Consider the following 22870-nt stretch of genomic DNA (forward strand, 5'->3'; position numbering starts at 1 on the left):
GAGACCGGTGCGACTTACGACTACCGAGTTTCCGCGGTCGATCGCGTCGGCAACCAGGGAGAGCCGAGCGGCAGCGTCGTGGCTCGGATTCCCTAGCGCCCGATGCGCCCTGAACCGACCGGCGTCCGATTCTTCAAGATGTCCGGCGGCGGCAACGACTTCATCGCGGTCCGGGATCCGGACTTCCTGACTCCGAGCCACGTCGAGGCACTCTGCGCGCGGGGTCACTCTCTGGGTGCGGACGGTGCGTTCTCGATCGAGCCATTGCCAGATACCGCGGCTCCTTCGGTTCGAATGACCTATTTCAACGGCGATGGTACGCTGGCCCGTCTGTGCGTAAACGGCACACGCTGCGCCGCCCTGCTGGCGTTTCACCTCGGCTGGGCCGACGATCGAGTGACGGTCGTCACCGGCGCCGGTGAGATCGATGCCGAGCGAACCGCCGAATTCGAGATCGCGCTCGCCCTGGAACCACCGCCCGAACGCGCGGTCGAGAAGACCGTGGAGCTCGCGGGAGAAGAGCTTCGCGGCTGGTTCGTCGATACCGGAGTACCGCATTTTGTGCTCGAGTGGCCGGAGAGCCTGGTTCGAGCGCCAGTGAACGAGCTCGGTCCGGAGATTCGTCATTCTCACCACTTCGACGCCGGCGCCAACGTCGATTTCGTCCGCGTCGTGGGACCCGACCGGTTGGAGATCAGGACCTTCGAACGAGGTGTCGAGGGCGAGACCCTGGCCTGCGGAACCGGTGTGCTGGCGGCGGCGGCGGTCGCGGTTCAGCTGAGTCGGGCCGGCCTGCCTCTCAAAGCACTCACCAGTGGCGGATTCGAGCTCGTCGTAAGCGGCTCGGTTACGGCCGAGAGATCGATCGAGGCCTGGACGTTGGCCGGAGACGCTCGCCTGGTCGCCGAAGGTGTTCTCTCCGCGGGCGCGCTTTTGCTTCCCGACCCGCCCCTGTGGAGCGACTAGGACGGCGAGCAACCCGTTCTCGCGTGCTAAGCTGCCCGACCGATGTCGACCGCCTTTCCGCCCGTCGATGAGCAGATGGCACTCATCTCCCGCGGCGCGGTCGACCTGATCGACGAGGACCAGCTCAGCCGCAAGCTCGAGCGGTCTCGCGAAACCGGCATCCCGCTGACCATCAAGACCGGTTTCGACGCGTCGGCGCCGGATCTCCATCTCGGTCACAGCGTGCTCCTCCGTAAGATGAAGCACTTCCAAGTTCTCGGCCATCGGGTGATTTTCCTGATCGGCGATTTCACGGCAATGATCGGCGACCCGACGGGCAAGAAGGCGACCCGTCCCCAGCTCACGGCCGAAGAGGTCAAGGCGAACTCGGAGACCTACGCCCAGCAGGTCTTTCACGTCCTCGACCGGAAGCGCACGGAAATCGGCTACAACGGCAAATGGCTGAACGCGCTCGGATCGGTAGGGCTCATCAAGCTCGCCGGGCGCTACACGCTGGCGCGCATGATGGAGCGGGATGATTTCAAGAAACGCTTTCGTGACAACCAGGCGATCTCGATACACGAGCTTCTCTATCCTCTGCTCCAGGGCTACGACTCGATCGCCCTCGATGCCGATGTCGAGCTCGGCGGCTCGGACCAGCTAGTCAACCTGCTGGTCGGTCGCGACCTGATGAAGGAAGAGGGACTCGAGCCCCAGTGCATTCTCACGGTCCCACTCTTGGTCGGCCTGGACGGCGTCGAGAAGATGTCCAAGAGTTTGGGTAACGCCATTGGGCTCGAGGAGGAAGCGTCGGAGATCTTCGGCAAGACCATGTCCATCCCCGACTCCCTCATGTGGGACTGGTTCCTGCTCCTGACCGACGAGCCCGAAGAGGCCATCGAGGACCGAAAGCGGCAGGTCGCAAGCGGCAGTCAACACCCCAAGACGGTCAAGCAGGAGCTGGCACGGCGCTTGACCGCGCGCTATCGAGGCGTTGAAGAGGCCGAGCGGGCCGCGGCGGAGTTCGACAAGATCTTCGCTCAGGGCGGACTCCCAAACGAGCTGCCCAGTGCAAGCAATGACGGCGAGATCTCGCTGGGCAAAGCCCTGGCCAAACTAGACCTCGCCGGCAGCAACCGCGAGGCGCAACGTTTGATCGAGCAGGGCGCGGTCTCGATTGACGGTGAGAAACAGACCGACCCGTTTGCGGTTCTCGCTCCCCGGTCCGAGCCGTACCTCGTGCGAATCGGAAAACGGCGCTTCCTGAACCTGACCGTTCGCTCAGCCGGGTAAGAACGAGTAGCAGAGCCCGTGCCCAAGTTCACCTGCACCGTCTGCGAGGTCCAGTTCGAAGTGCCCCAGCAGGCACTCGACAAGTACCCCGGCTGGCAGCCGAAGTACTGCCGTGAGCACTCGCCCAACAAAAAGCGGGAGGCCGGCTCGGGTTCGAGAACCAGGAAACGAAACTCCACGCGGACCGAAGAGAATTTGACGATCGCCGAGGTCCTGGCCAAGTACAAGAGCGGACCCGAATCGGGCGTTTTCACCGACGGCAGCGCCAACCCCAACCCCGGCCCCGGCGGTTGGGGCATGGTATGGGTCGAAAACGGCGCGGTTCGTGCCCAGAGCCATGGCCACGAGGCCCACACCACCAACAACCGGATGGAGTTCACGGCGCTGATCGAGGCCTACCGGGCCCTGCCCGAGGATGCCGAGATCACGGTCCACTGCGACAGCCGCCTGTGCATCGACACCATCACCAAGTGGGCGCCCAACTGGGAGAAGAAGGGCTGGAAGCGAAAAGGCGAGCCCTTGAAGAACCTCGATCTGGTCAAAGAGCTCCTGGCTCTCTACCGGGCCCATCCCAAGTGCAAGCTCGTCTGGATCGCGGCGCACTCCGGCGACCGCTGGAACGAGTACGCGGATAGCTTGGCCACGGCCTGGATGCGCGACTCCGTCTGACGGACGGGCGATTATCAAACATGTCGCCGCATCGGCGACACAACAGGCCAGGGGACGCCTCGGGCTTCTCGGACTGCGGGGGTCTAGGCCCTCGGCTCGGCATCGCTTCGCGCAAACCGATCCCGGCCTCCGATCTGCTAGCCCGAGCGCTCGCGCCGACGCCCCTGGCCGGCTGGTCGCCGAGAGCGGCTACGACTGCCAAGAGCCTTAGGTACCGTCAGAAGGCCAGATTCACCGAACTACCTAACCGCTTGTGACCGTGCCCTTGGAGTCCCCGCTGGCTGCCGCGGCTCTAGATGACTAATTCCCGCAGCCATGAGTCTGATCTTGGGCGCTTCCTGATTTACGAGTTCCCGTCGTCCGATCTTCTCGAGGGCCGCAGTAGACCCCTCGGGGAGCTTCCGGCTTTCCTGAGTTGTCAAGATTCGCTCCCACGTCAAACGAGCAACAAGAAAGCTGACCCAGTTTCTCAGGTTCTCAACCCTCTCTCTATCCTTCTTGGTCAGATTCGGACCCGGAAAGAACGCACGCAACTGGAAGGCGATGAAGATGACCGCGAATGCCAAACAGCAGCCATTCAGAGCTGCAATTGTCGTCACCTGCGGGGGTGAGAGTCCGCCCAAGTCCAAGGCGGCCCGGGTCGATATGAAGAACAAACAGGCAGAAAGCGAAGAGAACGCGAACGACCATCTGGGAAGCCGCCGCGAGATCGCGACGGAGCCCACCAGAACAGCAAGCGCTGTTGCAATCGTGGCCAGCAGTCCCGCACCGTCCATGATGTTAATGCTACCTATCTTGCTCCGCAGGTATGTTTGAAGTGAGTCGAACACGCCCGAAGCGTGCATCGCCCGTTCTCGCGTGGGAGATAACCGGGCGAGATTGCCTCGGATGCTAGGCGTCGCGGTCCCGAGGGCGACGCAGGCGTAGCCGGACTACGCTGAGGAGCCCGAGGGCCGCGCAACGACGCAGACGAGGTGATCTCGTCCGGTTAATCCCACGTGAGGGCGCCGCCCGTTTGGTACTCGGTGACTCTGGTCTCGAAGAAGTTCTTCTCCTTCGCCAGATCCGTCGCCTGGGACATCCACGGGAACGGGTTGTCCCGGTTGTAACGCTTGGTGAGGTCGATTCGCTCGAGGCGGCGATCCGCGATGTGCTCGACGTATTGGGCGAACTTCTCCGGGTTGATTCCGAGAAGGCCTTCGGGGCAGGCATCGAAGGCGTACTTCTTCTCGAGCTCGACCGAGCGCTCGACCAGGGTTACGATCTCGTCCTTGAACGAGCTGGTCCAGATCTCGGGGGTTTCCCTCTTGATGGTATTGATGAGATCGCAGCCGAAGGCGAGATGGAGACTCTCGTCGCGCATGATGTATTCGAACTGCTCGCCGATGCCGATCATCTTGTTCTGGCGCTTGAGCGCCAGCATCATGGCAAATCCTGCGTAGAAGAAGATGCCCTCCATCAAGACGTAGAAACCGACCAGGTCGAGCACGAATTTCCGGATGTTCTCCGTGCCTTCGGTGGTGAAGGTCGGGTCGAAGACGCTCTTGGTCAAATCGACGACAAAGGTGTCTTTCTCGTCGATGGACGGAATCGTCTTGTACATGTTGAAGATGTCTTCCGGATCGAGACTCAGGCTGTCACAGCAGTAGATGAAAGTATCCGTGTGGATGGCCTCTTCGTAGGCCTGGCGCAGCAGGTACTGACGGGACTCGGGGTTGGTGATGTGGTTGTACACCGCCAGCACGATGTTGTTGGCGGTGAGTGATTCCGCGGTCGAGAAAAAGCCCAGATTCCAGATAATCATCCGGCGCTCGGTCTCCGAGAGCACATGCCGAGACTTCCACTGCTCGATGTCTTTCTGCATCGAAACTTCCTCGGGAGTCCAGTTGTTGGCAACTCCCGATTTGTAGTATTCCCGGGCCCAGTTATAGGTGATCGGAAGGATCTTGTTGGGGTCGGTCTTCGAACTGTTGATGATTCCCATTTACTGGCAAGCCTCGCACTCGGAGTCCTCGATCCGACAGAGCTGCGGCTCATCGGTCGCACTAGTCGCCGCCACTGAACTTGGCGCAACCACCGTGGAGGCTTTCTCCATCGCAGCGTACTCACGCTTCTGGGTGTAGCCGTAGGTCGACGCATCGAGGGTGGATTTTTCGATCTGGCTCGCGGCCAGAGATCTCAAGTAGTAGGTGGTCTTTAGGCCGAGCTTCCATGCGGAGATGTAGACGTCATTGAGCAGCTTGCCGGAGGTGCCTTTCACGAAGACGTTGTGGGACTGACTCTGATCGATCCACTTGCCTCGAGCCGCGCTCATCTTGAGGCACCAGATCGGATCGATCTCGAAAGCCTCCTTGTACTTGGTCTTGAGCTCGGCGGGCACCTCATCGATCAGAGAGACCTGACCGTCGCAATACTTGAGCTGGTCGAGCATGTCGGAGTCCCAGAGCCCGAGCTCCTTCAGTTCGTTTACCAAATACTGGTTAACGACCGTGAACTCGCCACTGATGTTGGCCTTGACGTAAATGTTCTTGTAGATCGGCTCGATGCACGGAAAACAGCCCGAAATGTTCGAGATCGTCGCGGTCGGCGCGATCGCCATGGTGTTCGAGTTGCGCATGCCGTTGCGGCGAACGCTCTCGCGAACAGGCGTCCAATCCAGGCTCAAGCCGCGTGACGCTTCGACCGGCACGCCGCGCTCCCTCTCGAGCAGGTCGAGGGTGTCCAGAGGAAACAGGCCACGGTCCCACTTGGAGCCCTTGTACGAGGGGTACGCGCCCCGCTCTGCCGCCAGCTCCGAGGAGCCGAGGATCGCGTTGTAGGAGATCAGCTCCATGGTCTCATCGGCCAGCTGGAGCGCCGCGGGAGACTCGAAAGCGACCCCCATCTTGTACAGCGCATCCTGGAACCCCATCAACCCGAGGCCCACCGGACGGTGCTTTAGGTTCGAGTTTCGAGCCTCTTGGGTCGGGTAGAAGTTGATGTCAATGACGTTGTCGAGCATGCGCATCGCGGTCTTCACGGTCTTGGTCAGGCGCTCGCGGTCGACGCCGTCGGCGCCCACGTGACGGGCCAGGTTGACCGAACCCAGGTTGCAGACGGCGGTCTCCTCGCTTGACGTGTTGAGTGTTATCTCGGTGCAAAGGTTCGAGCTGTGTACGACCCCGACGTGGTCCTGAGGTGAGCGCACGTTGCAGGCGTCCTTGAAGGTCATCCAGGGGTGCCCGGTCTCGAACAGCATGGTCAGCATCTTGCGCCAGAGATCGAGCGCTTGGACCTTCTTGAACAGCCTGATCTCGCCTCTCTCTGCCATGGCCTCGTATTCGAGATAGCGCTCCTCGAACTTCTTGCCATAAAGCTCGTGTAGGTCGCTGACCTCGTCCGGCGAGAACAGAGTCCACTCGGCCTCGTCGACAAGCCGCTTCATGAACAGATCGGGAATCCAGTTGGCCGTGTTCATGTCGTGAGTCCGCCGGCGCTCGTCACCGGTGTTACGACGCAGGTCGAGGAAATCCTCGATGTCATAGTGCCAGGTCTCGAGGTAGGCGCACGTGGCACCACGGCGCTTGCCGCTTCGGTTGATCGCCATGGTGACGTCGTTGGCGATCTTCAGAAACGGAACCACACCCTGGCTTTCGACCTTGGTGCTATTGATCGGTGCGCCGGTCGCCCTGATATTGGACCAATCATTACCCAGGCCACCCGACCACTTGGAGAGCTGCGCGTTCTGACCGAGGGACTTGAAGATGTGGTCGAGGTCGTCCTTGATCGTCGTGAGGTAGCACGAGCTCAACTGCGGCCGCAGTGTGCCCGAGTGAAACATGGTCGGTGTCGAAGGCACGTAGTAGAGCCCCGACATGAGGTCATAGAAATCCAGCGCCTTCTCTTCGCGCTGCTCCTCTTCGACCGTCAGCCCCATAGCCACCCGCATCCAGAACGACTGAGGCACCTCCAAGCAGCTGCCGTCATGGCGCAGAAAGTAGCGATCGTAGAGAGTCTGAAGGCCGAGGTACTCGAAGTTGTCATCGCGCCGGGGCTTGAGACTCGCGGCCAGGAGCTGAAGATCGAATTCGCCGAGCCGCGGATCGAGCAACTCGTGCTCGATGCCCAGGCTGATCCCCCTCAGAAAACTCGCCCGGTATTCCTCGTCGGCCTCTTCGTCGGTGTAGGAGCGCCCGACCACCTCCTTGCCGAGCTTCTGAAGTAGCAACCGGCCGGCCAGGAAGCTGTAGGCAGGGTCCTTCTCGATAAATGAGGCCGAGGCCAGGATCAAAGCCTGGTCGATTTGCGAGGTCGGAATGCGGTCATATACATTGTTGATGACCTCGCGCACCAGTGCGGCGGTGTCGATGTCGTCAATCCGGTCGGCGGCCCGCCGCCGAATCGTCTCTTCAATTCTCTTGAAGTTGAAGAGGACTTTGCGGCCGTCACGCTTCTCGACCGTCAGCTTGCCGAGACGGGCGTCTTCGATCGCTCGCCGCTTTGCCTGGTCCCGAACCTTGCTCCGCTGGTCACGATACAGGATGTAGGCCTTCGCAATCTCGTAGTGCCCCTTGAGAACGAGCTGTTTCTCGACGATGTCCTGGACGTTCTCGACGTTCGGATAGAACTCGTTGAATCGGCCGTCGATGTCTTCGACGACGCTCCCGAGCACTTCATCCACTTCGCGATGGGACAACTCGGCGCGGCGTGCTTCGACCGCCTTGAGAATCGCGGTTCGGATCCGCTCCTCATCAAAATCCGCAATCTCTCCGGTTCGTTTGACTACTCTCATCGCCGCCATTCTCGTCTCCACTGAACCTCGAAACCCAAGAAACCCTCCGAAGACCGCCCTCGGATAGGGTCGGCCAATACTCCGTCTCAGAGAAAGAAACTCCCCATCGCACCTCCCCTTCCCGGTCGAGCCCTGAGCGACTGATCAGGAAGGACCTCGGGCTCCGGAAAAACCGATTCTCGCCTTCCTAGTCCTGTCGTGAGGCGCGGGCGAAAGTACAAGATGTAGTCGTCGCTGTCAAGGCAACCACAAGATCCTGTGGTTTCATGGAACTGCGAGTTTTCACGAATCGGACCGGCGGAAAAAGTCCCTGATTTAATCGCCATTTAGCCCAACGTCTTCGAAGTCCCCGGAGTCGCCGATTCTCGGCTTCGGCCGACTTCGGCCTCGTCCGAGAGCGGCCGATTCTCGAGCGACTTCCGAACACCTCTCGCGCCCCGTTCTTAGGCTTCGGCGTCGAGCGGAAAGACCCGGTAGGTTCGCTCCCGAAGCGTCAAGTGAACCGGGCTTCCTACGGGCACCGTCGTCGATGATAGAGACCTGACTTCGACGGTCTCTCCGCTCGCCAACCGAACGGTGTCGAGCACATCGTGTCCGAAAAAGCGACGCTCGATCACCGTGCCCGCTGCGCCCTCTCCCTGCAGCCAGCGAACCAGGTTCAAGTCTTCAGGCCGCAGAAAGACGAGCCCGGGGCCGTCCGTTGTCTTGCAGGTCGCTTCGCCCAGACTCGAGCGAAACCTGCCGGCTGACACCTCGCAAGGGATCAGGTGCCCCGAACCCAGGAAGTTCGCGACCTCGGGCGAGACCGGCCGGTGGTAGACATCTTCGGGGGTGCCCACCTGCAGGATCCTCCCGTCCACCATCACGGCGACCTCGTCGGCGAAGCTGAGCGCTTCCTCTTGATCGTGCGTTACCAGGATGGCCGTGATCCCCGTCGAATCGAGCACCGACCGGACTTCCTGTCTCACCCGCTCGCGCAGCGAAGCATCGAGATTTGCGAAAGGCTCGTCGAGCATGATGATCTGAGGTCGCGGCGCCAGCGCTCGGGCGAGAGCGACCCGCTGCTGCTGGCCACCCGAAAGCTGGTCCGGAAAACGCTCGCCCAGACCTTCGAGGCCGACCTGGGCGAGAACCTCGCGCACACGCTCCTTGGCGTTCGCCTGGCCGCGAATCCCGTAGAGGATGTTTCCGACGACCGTCAGGTGCGGGAACAGGGCTCCATCCTGAAACACCATGCCGATCTGTCGATCCTCGGGCCTCGTCCACACCTCCCGGCCCGAGACCATCCTCTGGGCCAAGCGGATGGTGCCCGCGCTCGGTCTCTCGAAACCGGCAACCGAACGCAGCAGCGTCGTTTTGCCGCAACCGCTCGGACCCAGGAGTGCCGCGATCCGGCCTTCGCGAAGCGCGAAGTCGACGCCCCGAACGGCAGGAACGTTGCCGTAGGCGACAACCAAACCGCGGATCTCGAGAACCGGCGCCGACTCGCTGGCGACGCTGGTCATCTTGGGCGCTCCGAGAGCACCGGGCGAACGATCAGAAAGTAGACCGGTATCGCCGAAGCCCCAACCAGGACCAGCGCCGGAAGCGCGGCCTGGGAGTAAATGCCCTCGGAGGCCGCGGTCCACACACGCGTCGCCAGAGTCTCGAAACCAGTGGGACGCAGAATCAGGGTTGCCGGCAGCTCCTTCATGGTGGTCAGAAACACCAGCCCCGCGCCCGCCAACAGACCCGGCCGGATCAACGGAAGCGTTACCGTACGCAGTACCGTCCAGGAGCCACCACCCAGCGACCTCGCGGCCTCCTCGAAGACCGGGGCGAGCGCCCGCAGTGACGCCCGAGTCGCAGAGACCGCTTCGGGAAGGAAGCGAACTACATAGGCCACAAGCAGCAGCCATACGGTCTGGTAGAGAGGCGGCGCCAGCCGCGTCGCAAAGAAAACCAGCGAGAGCGCGATGACCAGCCCCGGAAGGGCGTAGCCGCTGTAGGTCATCCCGAGCGCGAGGCGGGCCAGGCGCCCACCGTGGCGCATCGCCCAGATCGAGGCCGGAAGCGAAAGGACCACGGCGGCGACAGCCGCCAACGCGGCAACGCCCAGCGAACGGAGCGTCGCCTCGCCGGCCGCTCCGAGCGGGTTACCAAGCCGCAGGGCTTTGACTGCCCAATGCACGACAACGGCCAAGGGGGCGAGCAGATTCACCGCCGCGAGCAACAGAACCGCGAGGGTGGCGGGCAGGCGCCAGCGTCCCAGTGGCACCTGCTCCGGAGGACGCGACGGCCTCGTCCGTGAGCTGCGCAGATTCGCCGAAAGCCGAGTCTCGACGATGATCAGCCCTACCGTCAGCAGCACGAGGACCGTCGCCAGCGAGGCGGCCACGGTGCGATCGAACAATCCACGATAGGCGTTGTAGATCGACAGAGTGAACGTGTTGTACCTGACGATCGAGACCGCGCCGAAATCGCTCAGGGTGTAAAGCGCTATCAGGAGGGAGCCGGAATACAGAGCCGGCTTGAGCTGGGGTAGAACGACGGTCGCAAATACCGCCCAGGGTCTTCTGCCCAGACTTCGCGCCGCCTCCTCGGTGGCGGGGTCCACGTTGCAAAGCCCGGCCACCACCAGCAAATAGACGTAGGGATAGGTGAACAGGGCAAGCACCAACCAGGCCCCGGAATAGCCGTAAGCCCAGGAAGGTAGCGCATCGATTCCATGGGGAGCGAGGGCTTTTTGCACGAAACCCTTGGGCCCCCAGATCGACACCCAGGCAAAGGCGGCGACGTAGGAAGGAAGAACCAACGGTAGCGATGCCAGCACCGCCCACACGCGACGCCCCGGAAGGTCCGTTCGCGTCACCAGCCAGGCAAGCGCCACGGCCAGCGGAACCGCCAGACCCAGGACGCCTCCGACAAGCATGAGTGTGCGAGTCAGAAGAGCCACGGTCTGCTGCGAAAAAACAATCTGCGCGTAGCGAGACCAACCAGCGTCGGCAGCGCGCACGAAAATGTAGGCCAGCGGCAGGTTGACGGCGACAGCCGTTGCCGAGGCCGCGAGAGCGGTCCAAAGAAGCGCCGGCGACGCCTTGTGCCACGGTGCGGCCGACACCTCCAGCGAAAGACCTCTAGCCTGACTCCTCACCGGCTGGCCATCTCGAATGGAATCTCGTACCGTCAGCGAATCAAGCCGCTGCGATCAATCGCGCCGAGCGTCTCCTCGAAGACCGCCGAGACTTCGGCGAAGTCGACCCCTGGAGCGCGGACCTCGGAAAGGGGCACCAGGTCGACCGAGGGAGCGACCGAGTCGATCAGCGGATATTCGTAGGTTTCCCGAGCGAAGTAATCCTGAGCCGGCGCCGAGAGCAGATACTCGACCAGCGCGTGAGCTTCGGACGCGTCGGAGAGCACTCCTACGCCCGCGACGTTGACGAAGCTCGAGGCCTCTCCCTCAGGAACGAAGTAATTGAGAGCGGTCACCGTTGGATCTTCCTTCCGGGCCCGCCACAGGTAGTAGTGATTGACCAAGCCGAAATCGATCTCTCCCGCTATTACGCCCTCGACAATGGCGCTGTTCTTGGGGAACGCTTGGGGGTCGTTCGAGGCCAGGGACGTGAGCAGTGCATCGAGTGCCTCGGCGCCGTTCACCGCCCGGTAGACCGCCATGTGTGCCTGGAACGAGCCATTGGTCGGAGCCAGCCCGAACCGGCCGCGATACTTCTTCGAGCCGATCGCTTCGAGCGACCGGGGTAGCTCGTCTTCGGCGATCCGCGAGGGCTCATAGACGAGCGTGCGGGCTCGCCCCGAAAGGCCCACCCAGTCGTCTCGATTCGACCGAAACTCGGGTGCAACGGAATCGAGCAGCTCGCGCGCCAGGACCTTCAGGCGCCCTGCGCGCGAAAGCGCCCCCAGGGCCGCCGCGTCCTGTGAGAAAAACAGATCCGCCGGCGAGTTATGGCCCTCCTCGAGAATCGTCGCGGCCAGCTCGGAGGTACCGCCGTAGCGCACCTCGATCCGAAGCCCAGTCTCCCGCTCGGCTGCTTCGAGCAACGGCCCGACGAGTGACTCACTTCGGCCCGAGTAGACGACCAGACTGCGCTCGCTCGGGGCGCCATCGCGAAGCTCGGCCTCTTCGGCGGCCGGCGCGCATCCAAGCCAGGTCACGAGCAGCACCCAAGCCACTGCTCTGACAACTCCGGCAACGCGCGACATCGAAGACTCCATCTACTTTCGAAGCCTCCCCAGAGGCCAAAAAGCCTCGGGCGAGCCCAGGGCGAAGGATTCTGGACAAAATTAGTCCTATTTGTCAATCGGCCGATCGTGACGCGGCTCTCTGCTCAACCCAGGTCGTTTCAAGTCTCGTCCGCCGGGCGACGATCACTCGGCCGGCGGTTCTTTGGGCTCATCGCGATGCAACCAGCCGTGAACCCGCTGGCGAAAGCCTCTGACCCGCTTCCAGCCCTTCGGCCAGCGCCGAAACGCCCGCCGCAAGAGCCGGTAGACGGTTTCGCTGACCACCGACAGGACTGCCGTCCCGGCGAGCAGAGTCAAGATCCCCTGTATGCCCGGTAGCGCCAAGCCCGCGACCCCCACCAGAACCAATCCCCAGCCCAGAACGAATGCAACCACCCGCATGCCCAGCGAGAGCTTTGGCAGTTTCCTCCTCTTGGAAAGCGCAGAGTGCTCCGACTCCTTGGGAGCACCGGCTTCGGAGCTATCCGCTTTCGCTTTCAACGCTGGTCGGCGGGAACGAACTCACGCTCGGTCTGGCCCGTGTAGATCTGGCGCGGACGATGGATGCGCCCGTTCGGATCCTCGCGCATCTCCTTCCAATGGGCAATCCAACCGGGCAGCCGCCCGAGGGCGAACATGACCGTGAACATGTTGGTTGGAATACCCATCGCCCGGTAGAGAAAGCCACTGTAGAAGTCTACGTTGGGATAGAGCTTGCGCTCGATGAAGTAATCGTCCTCGAGCGCCACCTCTTCCAGAGCCCGTGCGATGTCGAGCAGCGAATCGTCGAGGTTCAGCTCGTCGAGAACTCGGTTGGAAGCCTCCTTGAGAATTCGGGCTCTGGGATCGAAGTTCTTGTAGACCCTATGTCCGAAGCCCATCAGTCGAAAATCGGATTCCTTGTCCTTCGCCAGCTCGACGTACTTCTTATAGTTACTGCCGTCATCTCGGATCCGGCGCAGCATCTCCATCACCTTCTGGTTGGCGCCGCCATGGAGCGGGCCCGAAAGAGCGTTGATGCCGGCCGAGATCGACGCGAAGAGGTCGGCTTCGCTCGAACCCACCATGCGCACCGTCGAGGTCGAGCAGTTCTGCTCGTGATCGGCATGGAGAATCAGCAGCAGACGCAGGGCGTGATCCAGAACCTCCGGCACTTCGTAGGGCTCGGCCGGGTTGGCGAACATCATGTGGAGGAAGTTCTGAGTGTAGGAAAGGTCGTTGCGCGGATAGATGAACGGCTGCCCAATCGACTTCTTGTAGGAGAAGGCGGCAATGGTCTTGGCCTTGGCGAGTAGCCGGAGGATGTTGACGTCCAGGGTCTCTCTGGTGGTCGGTGGATAGTATGTCGACAGCGAGGCAATCATGGACGAGAGAATCGCCATCGGATGGGCCGACGACGAGTAGCCCTCGAAGAACTTCTTCATGTCCTCATGAAGAAGTGTGTGCCGGGTGAGGGCGCTGCTGAACTCCGCGAGCTCGTCCGAAGTCGGAAGCTCTCCGAAGATCAGGAGGTAGCAGACTTCGACGAAGGTGGAATGTTCGGCCACCTGCTCGATCGGATAGCCCCGGTAGCGCAGGATCCCTTTCTCGCCATCGATAAAGGTAATCGCGCTCTTGCAGGAGCCGGTGTTGCCGTAGCCCTCGTCCAGGGTCACGGCTTTGGAGAGTTTACGAAGTGATCGAATCTCGACCCCCACTTCGCCCTCCGAGCCCACCGTAATCGGCAGCTCGTACTCGTTGCCGTCGAGAATGACCTTCGCGCTGCTCATCTCTCCACCTTTTCAATGAAGCTCCAGCCCGAAAAGAGGCGGGAGCGTGATGAAAATATTACCGCCCAGGTCACCATTGCGCAACGCGATCGAATTCGCCAGCAATCGTCACTGCGAATCGCTCGTGAGATACCGCACGGTCTCCGGCAATCCGGTTTCGAGAGGCCTCGAGCCCCACTCGAGCTCGGCGCGGGCTCGGGCGTCCTCGAAGTTCCAGTGCCGCCGCAAGCTCTCGAGCTGGCTCATGTTGATCGGCGGCCGCTTGCCGCGAAGAGTGAATAGCGGATTCAACACGCGCCCCATCAATCTGGCACGCCAGACCGACATGCGTCGCTTGGGCGGCTCGACGCCGGCCAACTCAGCCACCTTCTCGACGACCTCGCCAAGCCGAGAGGCGTCGCCGGTCATCAGATAGTCCCGTCCTGGCCGCGCGCGCTCCATGACCTTGAGCAGGCCGGTAACCAGATCTTCCAGGTACACCCAGCGCGTAATCTGCCCGCCACCGACGATCGCCGGGAGACGGCCCTCGATGATGGCACCAAACATCGCGTTGAGGCCGCCCCGCTTCCCCGGAGGTCCATACACCAAGCTCGGATAGACGACATTGACTGCGAGGCCCCGATCGGCCAACGCGGCAAAGGCCTGCTCGCCTGCGTGCTTGGTCGCGCCGTAGGCGCTCGGAAAAGGCAGCTCGATCCGCGCGTTCTCCGCCACCGGAGAACCGTCGCTCGGACTGCTGCCGAACGCGGCGATCGATGACAGCAGAAGAACCCTGCCGACCCCCAGCTTGAAGGCCAACGACGCGACGTTTTCGCTGCCGGCCACGTTGGCGCCCTCGATCCGATCCATGGGCGCGCGGAAATCCAGCTCCGCCGCGGCGTGCACTACCCAATCGGCTCCCGACATGGCCTCGCGCATCGAATAACGATCGGTGATGTCGCCGACAAACGTTTCGGCTCCGATCGCCTCGAGCGCCGCCGTGTTGCTGGTCGAGCGCACCAGCGCGCGAACTTGGTGGCCGCTCTCTTTCAGGCGCCGGCACAAAGACGAACCGATGTAGCCCGTGCCGCCGGTTATGAAAACGCGCATGCCGTGGAGGATACTCTCGAAGCTTGGAGGGATCTACCTCGCGGCCATCCCGAGCTCGATCATGAATCCTGATCTCAACGCGCACATGAGGTTCAGCGACCGAGTCGACGCGTACGGCAGGAGTCGCCCTGGCTATCCCGCCGCCCTGTACGACCGGCTGCTAGCTGGACGCAGGCCGGACACGGACCGGATTGCTGAGATCGGCAGCGGTACCGGGATCTTCAGCCGCGAGCTTCTGCGCCGTGGCTATGCGGTGGCAGGCGTCGAGCCGAACGCCGAAATGCGAGCCGCGGCCGAGAAGAGCCTGTCGGGCTGGCCCCGCTTCGAGAGCATCGCTGGAAGCGCCGAGGACACCAGGCTCGACGCGAGCTCGATCGACCTCTTGGTCTCGGCACAGGCCTTTCACTGGTTCGACTTCGAGAAAACACGAATCGAGGCAACCCGGATCTTGCGACCGGGCGGTACCGTCGCCTGGGTCTGGAACTCGAGGCGAGTCTCGGGCACGGCTTTCGCCGAGGCGTACGAGAGGTTCCTGGAACGCTGGGCGACCGACTACATCGCGGTGCGAGAGACCTACGCAGTCCGAGAGCGGCTGGGTGCGTTCTTCCCCGGCTCACCGCTTGGGCGAGCCGTGTTCGATAACCATCAAACACTCGACCACGACGGCTTTCGGTTGCGGGTCCTTTCGGCCTCGTACATGCCCTCGGAGGCCGATGCGCGCCACTCGGACATGCTCGACGCGATGGATCGGCTGTTCGCTGAACACCAGCAGGGCGGCCAGGTACGTCTCAGGTTTGACGCCGAGCTCTTCTGGCAGCACGCAAAGTGACTCAACCGCCGGCGGCAGCTCGCTGCCGCCGGATCGGCACATCGGGGTTGGCGGCTCCCGGCATCAATCGCCCGCCTCGCGAAAGTACGCCAGGGTATCCCGCGCCAGCACGCCGCTCAGGAGCAACAGACCGACCAGATTGGGGAGCGCCATCAAGCCGTTCATCATGTCGGACACCGTCCACACGAAATCGAGGCTCCGCACGGCGCCGAAGTAAACCGCTACGACGAAGACGAGCCGGTAGGGCCAGATGGCACGGCTGCCGAACAGATACTCGATGCTCTTCTCGCCGTAGTAGCTCCAACCCAGAATGGTCGAGAAGGCAAACATCGCAAGGCAGACGGTCACGATCCAGCCGCCCCAGTCGCCTCCGAGGCCGGTTCGGAATGCCAGCTGAGTCAGCGGAGCACCGTTCATGCCCGAGCTCCAGGCCCCGGTAACCAGGATCGCCAGGCCGGTCATCGAGCAGACGACGATGGTGTCGATGAACGTCTGGGTCATCGAGACCAGGGCCTGGCGCACCGGGTGTTTCGTCTGCGCCGCCGCGGCCGCGATCCCCGCTGAGCCCAAGCCGGACTCGTTCGAGAAAATCCCGCGCGCGACGCCGAACCGGATCGCCTGAGCCATGGCGGCTCCGGCGAAACCACCGGTCGCCGCGGTGCCGCTGAAAGCGCTCTTGAAGATCAGAGCTAACGCTTCAGGTATCTCGGCAATGTTGCGAATCAGCACCAATCCGGCCCCGGCGATGTACGCGACGATCATGAACGGAACGAAAACACCGGTGAAACGCCCGATCGACTTGATACCTCCCAGGATCACCGCGCCGGCTCCAATCACGATCACCAGCCCAGTCACCTTTACAGAAATGCCGAAGGAGTCGTGCAACGAGTCCGCTACCGAGTGGGCCTGCACCATGTTTCCGATACCAAAGGCCGCAAAGGAGGCGAACAGCGCGAACAGAAACCCCAGAAACCTGCCCAGGGGCTTCCAACCGATGGCGTTGGCCAGGTAATACATTGGCCCGCCGGCTTGCTCGCCGCGCTCGTCCGTGGTGCGGTACTTGACCGACAACATCGCCTCGCCGAACTTGGTAGCCATGCCGAGGAGCCCAGTCATCCACATCCAGAACAACGCACCGGGGCCGCCGAGTGCGATCGCCGTGGCCACGCCGACGATATTCCCGGTTCCGACGGTCGCCGCGAGCGCGGTCATCAGCGCCTGAAAGTGCGAGATGTCTCCTTTCGCGCCGGGCTCCTTGCGCACGATCAAACCGACATAGAGCGAATGCCAGAGCTTGGTGAACTGGAGGCCGCGCAGCCGGATCGTTAAGTAGAGGCCGGTCAGAAGGAGCAACGGCGGCAGCAGATACGGCCCCCAGACGAAATTGCTGGCCTGGCTGAGCCATTCGGAAACCTGGTCGAACACAGAAACCTCCCTCCGGGAGCGGGATTCTTCTTATCTGAGCGCTCAGGAGAGTAGCAAATCGGAGATTCGACGGTGGCCCTTGGCAAGCGCGAACGCGCTCCTGCCAGGTGCAGGAGACCCGCCGCAGGCCACTCTCGCGACGCCCGATTCCTGGCTCCCACCCTACGAGGCGGTCCGAGCTTCACCCCGTCGAGTGTTGCCCAGGCGGCGAAGGAGGAGTCTGCTATGGGGTAGAGGAGGGAGAGATGATCCCAAAAAGAGAAGCCCTTGAGTACCACTCTGCGGGCCGGCACGGAAAGATCGAAGTAGTAGCGACCAAGCCCTGCCTGACCCAGCGCGACCTGTCACTCGCCTACACACCCGGAGTTGCCCAGCCATGCCTGGAGATCCGGGACAACGCCGAAGAATCTTTCAATTACACGGCCCGCGGCAACCTCGTAGCCGTGGTCTCAAACGGCAGCGCGGTGCTCGGCCTCGGCGACATCGGCGCACTCGCCGGAAAGCCGGTCATGGAAGGCAAGGGGGTCCTGTTCAAGCGGTTCGCCGACATCGACGTCTTCGACATCGAGATCGACAGCCACGACCCCGAAGAGATCATTCGGACCGTCCAGCTATTGGAGCCGACATTCGGCGGCATCAACCTCGAGGACATCAAGTCTCCGGAGTGCTTCCAAATCGAGGAGACGCTCAAGAGAACGCTGTCGATTCCGGTTTTCCACGATGACCAGCACGGCACCGCGATCATCTCCGGAGCGGCTCTTCTCAATGCCCTCGAGATTGCCGGCAAGAAGATCGAAAACGTGCGCGTGATCTTCAGCGGCGCCGGAGCGGCTGGCATCGCCTGCGCCAGGTACTACATCGCCCTGGGCGTCCGGCCCGAGAATCTGATTCTCTGCGACACTCGCGGCGTCGTCTACACCGGCCGCAAAGACGGTATGAATCCTTTCAAGGAGGAGTTCGCGCGCGAAACCGAGTTGCGGACCATGCCTGAAGCCTTGGTGGGCGCCGACGTTTTCGTCGGGCTCTCGGGTCCGGATCTCGTGACCCGAGACATGGTCCGATCCATGGCCAAGAATCCCATCGTCTTCGCAATGGCCAACCCGGATCCGGAAATCACCTACCCGGATGCCGTCGCCGCTCGTAGCGACGTCATCATGGCCACCGGCCGATCGGATTACCCCAACCAGGTCAACAACGTCCTCGGTTTCCCGTTCATCTTTCGTGGCGCCCTCGATGTGCGCGCCACCGCGATCAACATGGAGATGAAGCTCGCGGCCACTCGAGCCCTGGCAGAACTGGCCAAGGAAGACGTACCGGATTCGGTGATGAGGGCCTACGGTGTTCAGAGACTCCACTTCGGCCGCGAATACCTCATCCCCAAGCCTTTCGACCATCGTGTCCTGATCGAGGAGGCCGTCGCGGTCGCCAAGGCGGCGATGGAAAGCGGCGTCGCACAGAATCCGGTTGCAATTGACGAATATCGCGAGTCGCTCGAGCGTCGGCTCGGCAGATCACGAGCCATCATGCGTTTCGTCATGAACCGAGCCCACGAGCACCCGCAGCGAGTTGTTCTGGCCGAGGGCGAGAGCGAGAAGGTCCTGCGGGCCGCGCAGAACATCACTCTCGAGGGTTTCGCGAAACCCATCCTGATCGGCCGGAAGCTGGTGATCCACAAGCTGATTGAAGAGCTGGACCTGCACCTCGAGAATGTCGAGATCGTCGACCCCCACGAGTCTCCGAGACGAGAGATCTTCGTCAACGAGCTCTTCCACATGCGCCAGCGAAAAGGCGTCACTCGCGAGGACGCAAAGGAGCAGATGCGCAATCCGATCGCTTTCGGAGCCATGATGGTCCACCTGGGAGAAGCGGATGCGCTCGTGGCGGGAAGTGACCAGCACTACCCCGACGCGTTACGACCGGTTCTGAAGATCATCGGAACCGAGGCGGACAAGGCCCACGGCCTCCACGTCATGGTGCTCAAAGACCGCGTGATTCTCTTTGCCGACACCACGGTCAACATCGATCCCAGTGCCGAAGAGCTGGCCGAGATCGCGATATCGAGCGCTCGGTTCGCCCAGCGGTTCGACCTCGAGCCCCGCGTAGCAATGGTCTCGTTCTCCAACTTCGGCAGCTCCCGCCATCCCGAGTCCGACAAGGTCCGCCAAGCCACCGAGATCGTGCGCCGGCGCTATCCCGATCTCGCTATCGACGGCGAGATGCAGGTCGATACAGCGCTCAATCGCGAGTTGAGAAAGGAAGTCTTCCCATTCAGCCGCCTCAACCGGCGAGCCAACGTCCTGATCTTCCCAGATCTCAACTCGGCGAACGCCGCGTTCAAACTGCTGCGAGAGCTGGGTGGCGCCGAAGCCATTGGCCCCATCCTCACCGGCATGAAGCGGCCGGTGCACGTTACCCAGCATGGCTGCGAGGCCAAAGACATCGTCTATCTGGCGGCCATAGCTTCGGTCGAAGCACAGGCGGCTGCCGCTAGGCAGCTTCCCCTGCAACATCCCGCCGTGGCCTGAGCGCGCACAACCGCCGGCCATTCCGCCACCAAAGGACTCGAGATGAACAGACCATCCTATGTGCATATCGGTGGCGACCAGCCACTGATCGGACTTCCCATCTACCCCCACCTGCGCGACGTCGCGAACCGCTATCCGGACAACGACGCCGTGGTCTCGATTCCTCAGGGGCTTCGGCTCACCTATCAAGAGTTCTTCGACAGGGTCGAGCGACTGGCCAAGGGTCTGCTGGCGCTGGGAATCGGCAAAGGTGATCGGATCGGAATTTGGGCTACCGACAACGTCGAGTGGATCGTGCTCCAAATCGCGAGCACCCGCATCGGAGCGGTGCTGGTCAACATCAACCCCGCCAACCGGGTTGCCGAGTTCGAGCACGCAATGATCGCGGCAAAGGTCGGCACTCTGTTCCTGATGCCCGTCTTCAAGTCCTCGCACTACACCGACATGACTCTCGAGCTGTGCCCCGAGGCCCGAACCCAGCGGCCGACAAGGCTCTCTTGCGATCGCCTGCCGGACCTTCGCAACCTCGTAGTCTTCGACCCCGATGCGTCCATGCTCCAGGACTCCGAGCGTCCCGGAACAGGCTTCCATCTATGGGACGAAGTCCTCGAGATGGGTGACTCAATTCCCCTGGCTCGCCTTCTCGGAAGAGAGTCGCAGCTCGAGATGGATGAGCCCATCAACATCCAATTCACTTCTGGAACCACCGGCTTTCCGAAGCCGGTGGTCCTGACCCACCACAACATTCTCAACAACGGCTATTTCGTGGGCCAGGCGCTCAAGCTCACCGAGCGCGATCGCGTATGCGTTCCGGTGCCCTTCTACCACTGTTTCGGCATGGTGATCTCGAACCTCGCCTGCCTCGCACACGGCGCTGCCATCGTGATTCCCTCCGGCCACTTCGACAGCCAGGCGACCCTGGCGGCCGTCGACCAGGAGCGTTGCACCGTACTCCACGGCGTGCCGACGATGTTCGTCGCCGAGCTCGCTCGGGATGACTTCGACGACTACGATCTGACCAGCCTGCGAACCGGCATCATGGCCGGTGCTCCATGCCCGCCCGAGCTCATGAGACAGGTGATCGGAGAAATGGGCTGCAAGGAGATCCTGATCGCCTACGGCCAAACCGAGGCCTCGCCGGCCACCCACATCACCCGGCTGTCGGATTCGTTCGAACGGCGTACCCAGACCGTGGGCACCAACATGCCTCATCAAGAGGTCAAGATCGTCGATCCCGCCACCGGCCAGATCGTCCCGGTTGGGGAGCCCGGAGAAGTCTGCTTCCGCGGCTACCACGTCATGAAGGGCTACTTCGAGCTTCCGGAGGCGACCCGAGAGGTTATCGACGAGGGCGGCTGGCTGCACTCGGGCGACCTCGGAGTGCTCGACGACGATGATTATCTCACGATCACCGGCCGTCTCAAGGAAATGGTGATCCGGGGCGGCGAAAACATCTACCCGGCGGAGATCGAAGCCTATCTCGCCACCCATCCCAAGGTCGCCCAGGCTGCGGTCTTCGGTGTCACCGACGAGAAGTTCGGCGAAGAGCTCGGGGCTTGGATCCAACTCGCGAACGGCGCGACCGCCGACCCCGAGGAGCTCCGGGAGTTCGTGCGCAACGGCATGGCCTACTTCAAGGTGCCGCGCTTTGTCCGACTGGTCGATGAGTTTCCGATGACCGTCACCGGCAAGATCCAAAAGTTCCGCATCCGTGAGATCGAAGAGGCCAGGCCGACCTTCAAGGAGCCGGTCGGGGTCTAGGACGCCTTAGAGGCCGCCGGTGCCGCCTCTCCACGAGCCATCAGTAGATGGGAGAGGCTCGCTCCGGACAACTACTCCAACACGTGGATGTTCTTATCCCGGCACATATCCTTGAGGATCTTGGGCCAGACCGTCACGCTGACCTCGCCCAGATGCGCCTTGCGCAGCAGGTACATGTACGTCCGGGACTGTCCGATGCCGCCCCCGATCGAAAGCGGGATCTCGCCGTTGAGAATCGCCTGGTGGTACGGAAACTCGAGGAAATCGAGCTGGCCGCTCATCTCCAGCTGGGTCTTGAGAGTCTCGGCGTTGACGCGAACGCCCATCGAGGTGAGCTCGTGACGTCTCTGGGTCACCGGGTTCCAAACCAGGATGTCGCCGTTCAGGCCGTGCATGGGACGCCCGTCGGCGGACGTCGTCTCGGTGACCCAATCGTCGTAGTCGGCGGCTCGCATCTCATGCGGATAGCCGTCCGCGAGCGGCCAACCGATGCCGTAGATGAAGATCGCCGGATAGTCCTGAAGAATCGCCGTCTCACGCTCTTTTCTGGGCAGATCCGGATAGCGCGCGAGAATCTCCTCAGCGTGAAGGAACTCGAGCTCCTCGGGCAGGGGCGGATAGCCGGCCTCACCGAGCTGCGGAAAGAGCTCCAACGCTTTGGCTTCGCCGGCGCGCAGTGACTTCCAGATCTTCCGCACCACCTCGGTTAGATAACCGAGGGTACGCTCTTTTTCCGTGATCGCGAGCTCCCAGTCCCACTGGTCGACATAGGCCGAGTGATCATGATCGAGGAAGTAATCCTTGCGCACGGCCTTCATATCGGTGCAAATGCCCTCGCCGGGCTCACAATCGAACTGCTTGAGCGCCACGCGCTTCCACTTCGTGGCGGCTTGGACCACCTGCGCGTCGATCGGATGGAGGTCGCGATCGTTTGAAATGTGAAACTCGATCGGAGTGCGCGAGCCGTCGCGGTCGAGCATATCGTTGACGCCGCTTTCGACGTCGACGATCAGAGGTACCTGAACCATCGTCAGATTGAGTTCTTTGCAGAGGTTGTCCTCGATCTCTCGCTTGACCGCGAAGATCGCCCGCTGCGTCTCCATCGGCGTCAGAGGCGAGCTGTAGTCTTGCGGCAGGATCTTCTCGAGATCTTCGTAGTTGCCGATGCCGGGGCCGGCCAGGTCTGCTTGTTTTGCTTGTGTCACGGTCTCAAACCTCCATAGTTGTCGTGTTGTCGGTCACTTCATAGCAACTCGACGCCCGCGCCTGCCAACCCCTGCCGTGCGGGACACCACCAGCCCGGCAGGGTGGGCAATCGGGGACACGATTCCTTCGTGTCCCCTCCCGACTGGTTCTCGGAGCCTCCTCCGGTGGCCCTGCCAGTCGGCGAGCCTCTTCGATCGCTCTGTCCGATAGTAGGCCGCCGGTGCCCTCCTTCCGCTCGCACGGAGAGGCTTCGCTCCAGGAGGCACACGGCTGGCCATTCAGGCACAGTGGCGAGGATATGGCTCAGCGGCCGGGTGCGACACGTCCGCGGACGACCGCGAAGCGTGAGGATCCATGGCCGATCCGG

The 22870-nt window shown here is 62.3% G+C and carries 16 protein-coding genes; 6 read left to right on the top strand and 10 right to left on the bottom strand.

The window, feature by feature from the left end; all coding sequences use genetic code 11:
• The first annotated feature begins 102 nt into the window (after nt 1–102).
• The 3 genes from dapF (at nt 103) to GY769_21390 (ending at nt 2907) form a co-directional block, all read left to right on the top strand.
• Nucleotides 103–966 (top strand): diaminopimelate epimerase, encoded by an 864-nt coding sequence (dapF, locus tag GY769_21380; GenBank protein MCP4204470.1) that lies wholly within the window; start codon nt 103–105, stop codon nt 964–966.
• Nucleotides 967–1008: 42 nt separating this feature from the next.
• Nucleotides 1009–2238, top strand: a complete 1230-nt coding sequence (locus GY769_21385) for a tyrosine--tRNA ligase (protein MCP4204471.1) — start codon at nt 1009–1011, stop codon at nt 2236–2238.
• 213 nt (nt 2239–2451) lie between these two features.
• On the top strand, nt 2452–2907 hold the full coding sequence (locus tag GY769_21390) for a ribonuclease HI (protein ID MCP4204472.1): 456 nt from the start codon (nt 2452–2454) through the stop codon (nt 2905–2907).
• Between the two features lie 988 nt (nt 2908–3895).
• On the opposite strand, the gene GY769_21395 is transcribed toward GY769_21390, so the two are convergent.
• The 8 genes from GY769_21395 to GY769_21430 form a co-directional block, all read right to left on the bottom strand.
• On the bottom strand, nt 3896–4891 hold the full coding sequence (locus GY769_21395; protein MCP4204473.1) for a ribonucleotide-diphosphate reductase subunit beta: 996 nt from the start codon (nt 4889–4891) through the stop codon (nt 3896–3898).
• A complete protein-coding gene (locus GY769_21400) occupies nt 4892–7687 on the bottom strand; it encodes a ribonucleoside-diphosphate reductase subunit alpha (protein MCP4204474.1) in 2796 nt (931 codons plus the stop codon).
• Between the two features lie 434 nt (nt 7688–8121).
• Nucleotides 8122–9183, bottom strand: coding sequence for an ABC transporter ATP-binding protein (locus tag GY769_21405; protein ID MCP4204475.1), 1062 nt, complete (start codon nt 9181–9183; stop codon nt 8122–8124).
• Nucleotides 9180–10778 carry an iron ABC transporter permease gene (locus GY769_21410; protein MCP4204476.1) on the bottom strand — a complete coding sequence of 533 codons (1599 nt, stop codon included), beginning with the start codon at nt 10776–10778 and terminating at the stop codon, nt 9180–9182. Before GY769_21410 ends, GY769_21405 begins: the two co-directional genes overlap by 4 nt.
• A 65-nt stretch (nt 10779–10843) precedes the next feature.
• Nucleotides 10844–11878 carry an extracellular solute-binding protein gene (locus tag GY769_21415; GenBank protein MCP4204477.1) on the bottom strand — a complete coding sequence of 345 codons (1035 nt, stop codon included), beginning with the start codon at nt 11876–11878 and terminating at the stop codon, nt 10844–10846.
• Between the two features lie 165 nt (nt 11879–12043).
• Nucleotides 12044–12301 carry a hypothetical protein gene (locus GY769_21420; protein MCP4204478.1) on the bottom strand — a complete coding sequence of 86 codons (258 nt, stop codon included), beginning with the start codon at nt 12299–12301 and terminating at the stop codon, nt 12044–12046.
• Between the two features lie 95 nt (nt 12302–12396).
• Nucleotides 12397–13668 (bottom strand): citrate synthase, encoded by a 1272-nt coding sequence (locus GY769_21425; protein ID MCP4204479.1) that lies wholly within the window; start codon nt 13666–13668, stop codon nt 12397–12399.
• A 108-nt stretch (nt 13669–13776) separates the two neighbouring features.
• Nucleotides 13777–14757 (bottom strand): NAD-dependent epimerase/dehydratase family protein, encoded by a 981-nt coding sequence (locus GY769_21430; protein ID MCP4204480.1) that lies wholly within the window; start codon nt 14755–14757, stop codon nt 13777–13779.
• Here GY769_21430 and GY769_21435 point away from each other — a divergent pair.
• Nucleotides 14756–15586 (top strand): class I SAM-dependent methyltransferase, encoded by an 831-nt coding sequence (locus tag GY769_21435; protein MCP4204481.1) that lies wholly within the window; start codon nt 14756–14758, stop codon nt 15584–15586. The two genes, GY769_21430 and GY769_21435, sit on opposite strands and share 2 nt — an antisense overlap.
• 63 nt (nt 15587–15649) lie before the next feature.
• Here GY769_21435 and GY769_21440 read toward each other — a convergent pair whose 3' ends face one another.
• Entirely contained in the window at nt 15650–17011 is a 1362-nt protein-coding gene (locus GY769_21440) for an alanine:cation symporter family protein (protein ID MCP4204482.1), read from the bottom strand.
• 245 nt (nt 17012–17256) lie between these two features.
• Between GY769_21440 and GY769_21445 the strand changes: the two genes are divergently transcribed.
• On the top strand, nt 17257–19536 hold the full coding sequence (locus GY769_21445; GenBank protein MCP4204483.1) for an NADP-dependent malic enzyme: 2280 nt from the start codon (nt 17257–17259) through the stop codon (nt 19534–19536).
• Between the two features lie 42 nt (nt 19537–19578).
• Nucleotides 19579–21297: an AMP-binding protein gene (locus GY769_21450; protein ID MCP4204484.1), complete on the top strand. Its 1719-nt coding sequence runs from the start codon at nt 19579–19581 to the stop codon at nt 21295–21297.
• Nucleotides 21298–21368: 71 nt separating this feature from the next.
• Here GY769_21450 and GY769_21455 read toward each other — a convergent pair whose 3' ends face one another.
• Complete coding sequence (locus GY769_21455) at nt 21369–22502, bottom strand: aspartate--ammonia ligase (protein MCP4204485.1); 1134 nt, start codon at nt 22500–22502, stop codon at nt 21369–21371.
• Nucleotides 22503–22870: the final 368 nt, after the last annotated feature.

This window comes from bacterium, from assembly GCA_024224155.1.
Lineage (GTDB): Bacteria > Acidobacteriota > Thermoanaerobaculia > Multivoradales > JAHEKO01 > CALZIK01.

What these genes read in the sequence shown, in the direction of transcription:
- dapF (MCP4204470.1), top strand. Translation starts at nt 103, where the DNA reads ATGCGCCCTGAACCGACCGGCGTCCGATTCTTCAAGATGTCCGGCGGC.
- GY769_21385 (MCP4204471.1), top strand. Translation starts at nt 1,009, where the DNA reads ATGTCGACCGCCTTTCCGCCCGTCGATGAGCAGATGGCACTCATCTCC.
- GY769_21395 (MCP4204473.1), bottom strand. Translation starts at nt 4,891, where the DNA reads ATGGGAATCATCAACAGTTCGAAGACCGACCCCAACAAGATCCTTCCG.
- GY769_21400 (MCP4204474.1), bottom strand. Translation starts at nt 7,687, where the DNA reads ATGGCGGCGATGAGAGTAGTCAAACGAACCGGAGAGATTGCGGATTTT.
- GY769_21405 (MCP4204475.1), bottom strand. Translation starts at nt 9,183, where the DNA reads ATGACCAGCGTCGCCAGCGAGTCGGCGCCGGTTCTCGAGATCCGCGGT.
- GY769_21415 (MCP4204477.1), bottom strand. Translation starts at nt 11,878, where the DNA reads ATGTCGCGCGTTGCCGGAGTTGTCAGAGCAGTGGCTTGGGTGCTGCTC.
- GY769_21420 (MCP4204478.1), bottom strand. Translation starts at nt 12,301, where the DNA reads ATGCGGGTGGTTGCATTCGTTCTGGGCTGGGGATTGGTTCTGGTGGGG.
- GY769_21425 (MCP4204479.1), bottom strand. Translation starts at nt 13,668, where the DNA reads ATGAGCAGCGCGAAGGTCATTCTCGACGGCAACGAGTACGAGCTGCCG.
- GY769_21435 (MCP4204481.1), top strand. Translation starts at nt 14,756, where the DNA reads ATGCCGTGGAGGATACTCTCGAAGCTTGGAGGGATCTACCTCGCGGCC.
- GY769_21430 (MCP4204480.1), bottom strand. Translation starts at nt 14,757, where the DNA reads ATGCGCGTTTTCATAACCGGCGGCACGGGCTACATCGGTTCGTCTTTG.
- GY769_21445 (MCP4204483.1), top strand. Translation starts at nt 17,257, where the DNA reads ATGATCCCAAAAAGAGAAGCCCTTGAGTACCACTCTGCGGGCCGGCAC.
- GY769_21450 (MCP4204484.1), top strand. Translation starts at nt 19,579, where the DNA reads ATGAACAGACCATCCTATGTGCATATCGGTGGCGACCAGCCACTGATC.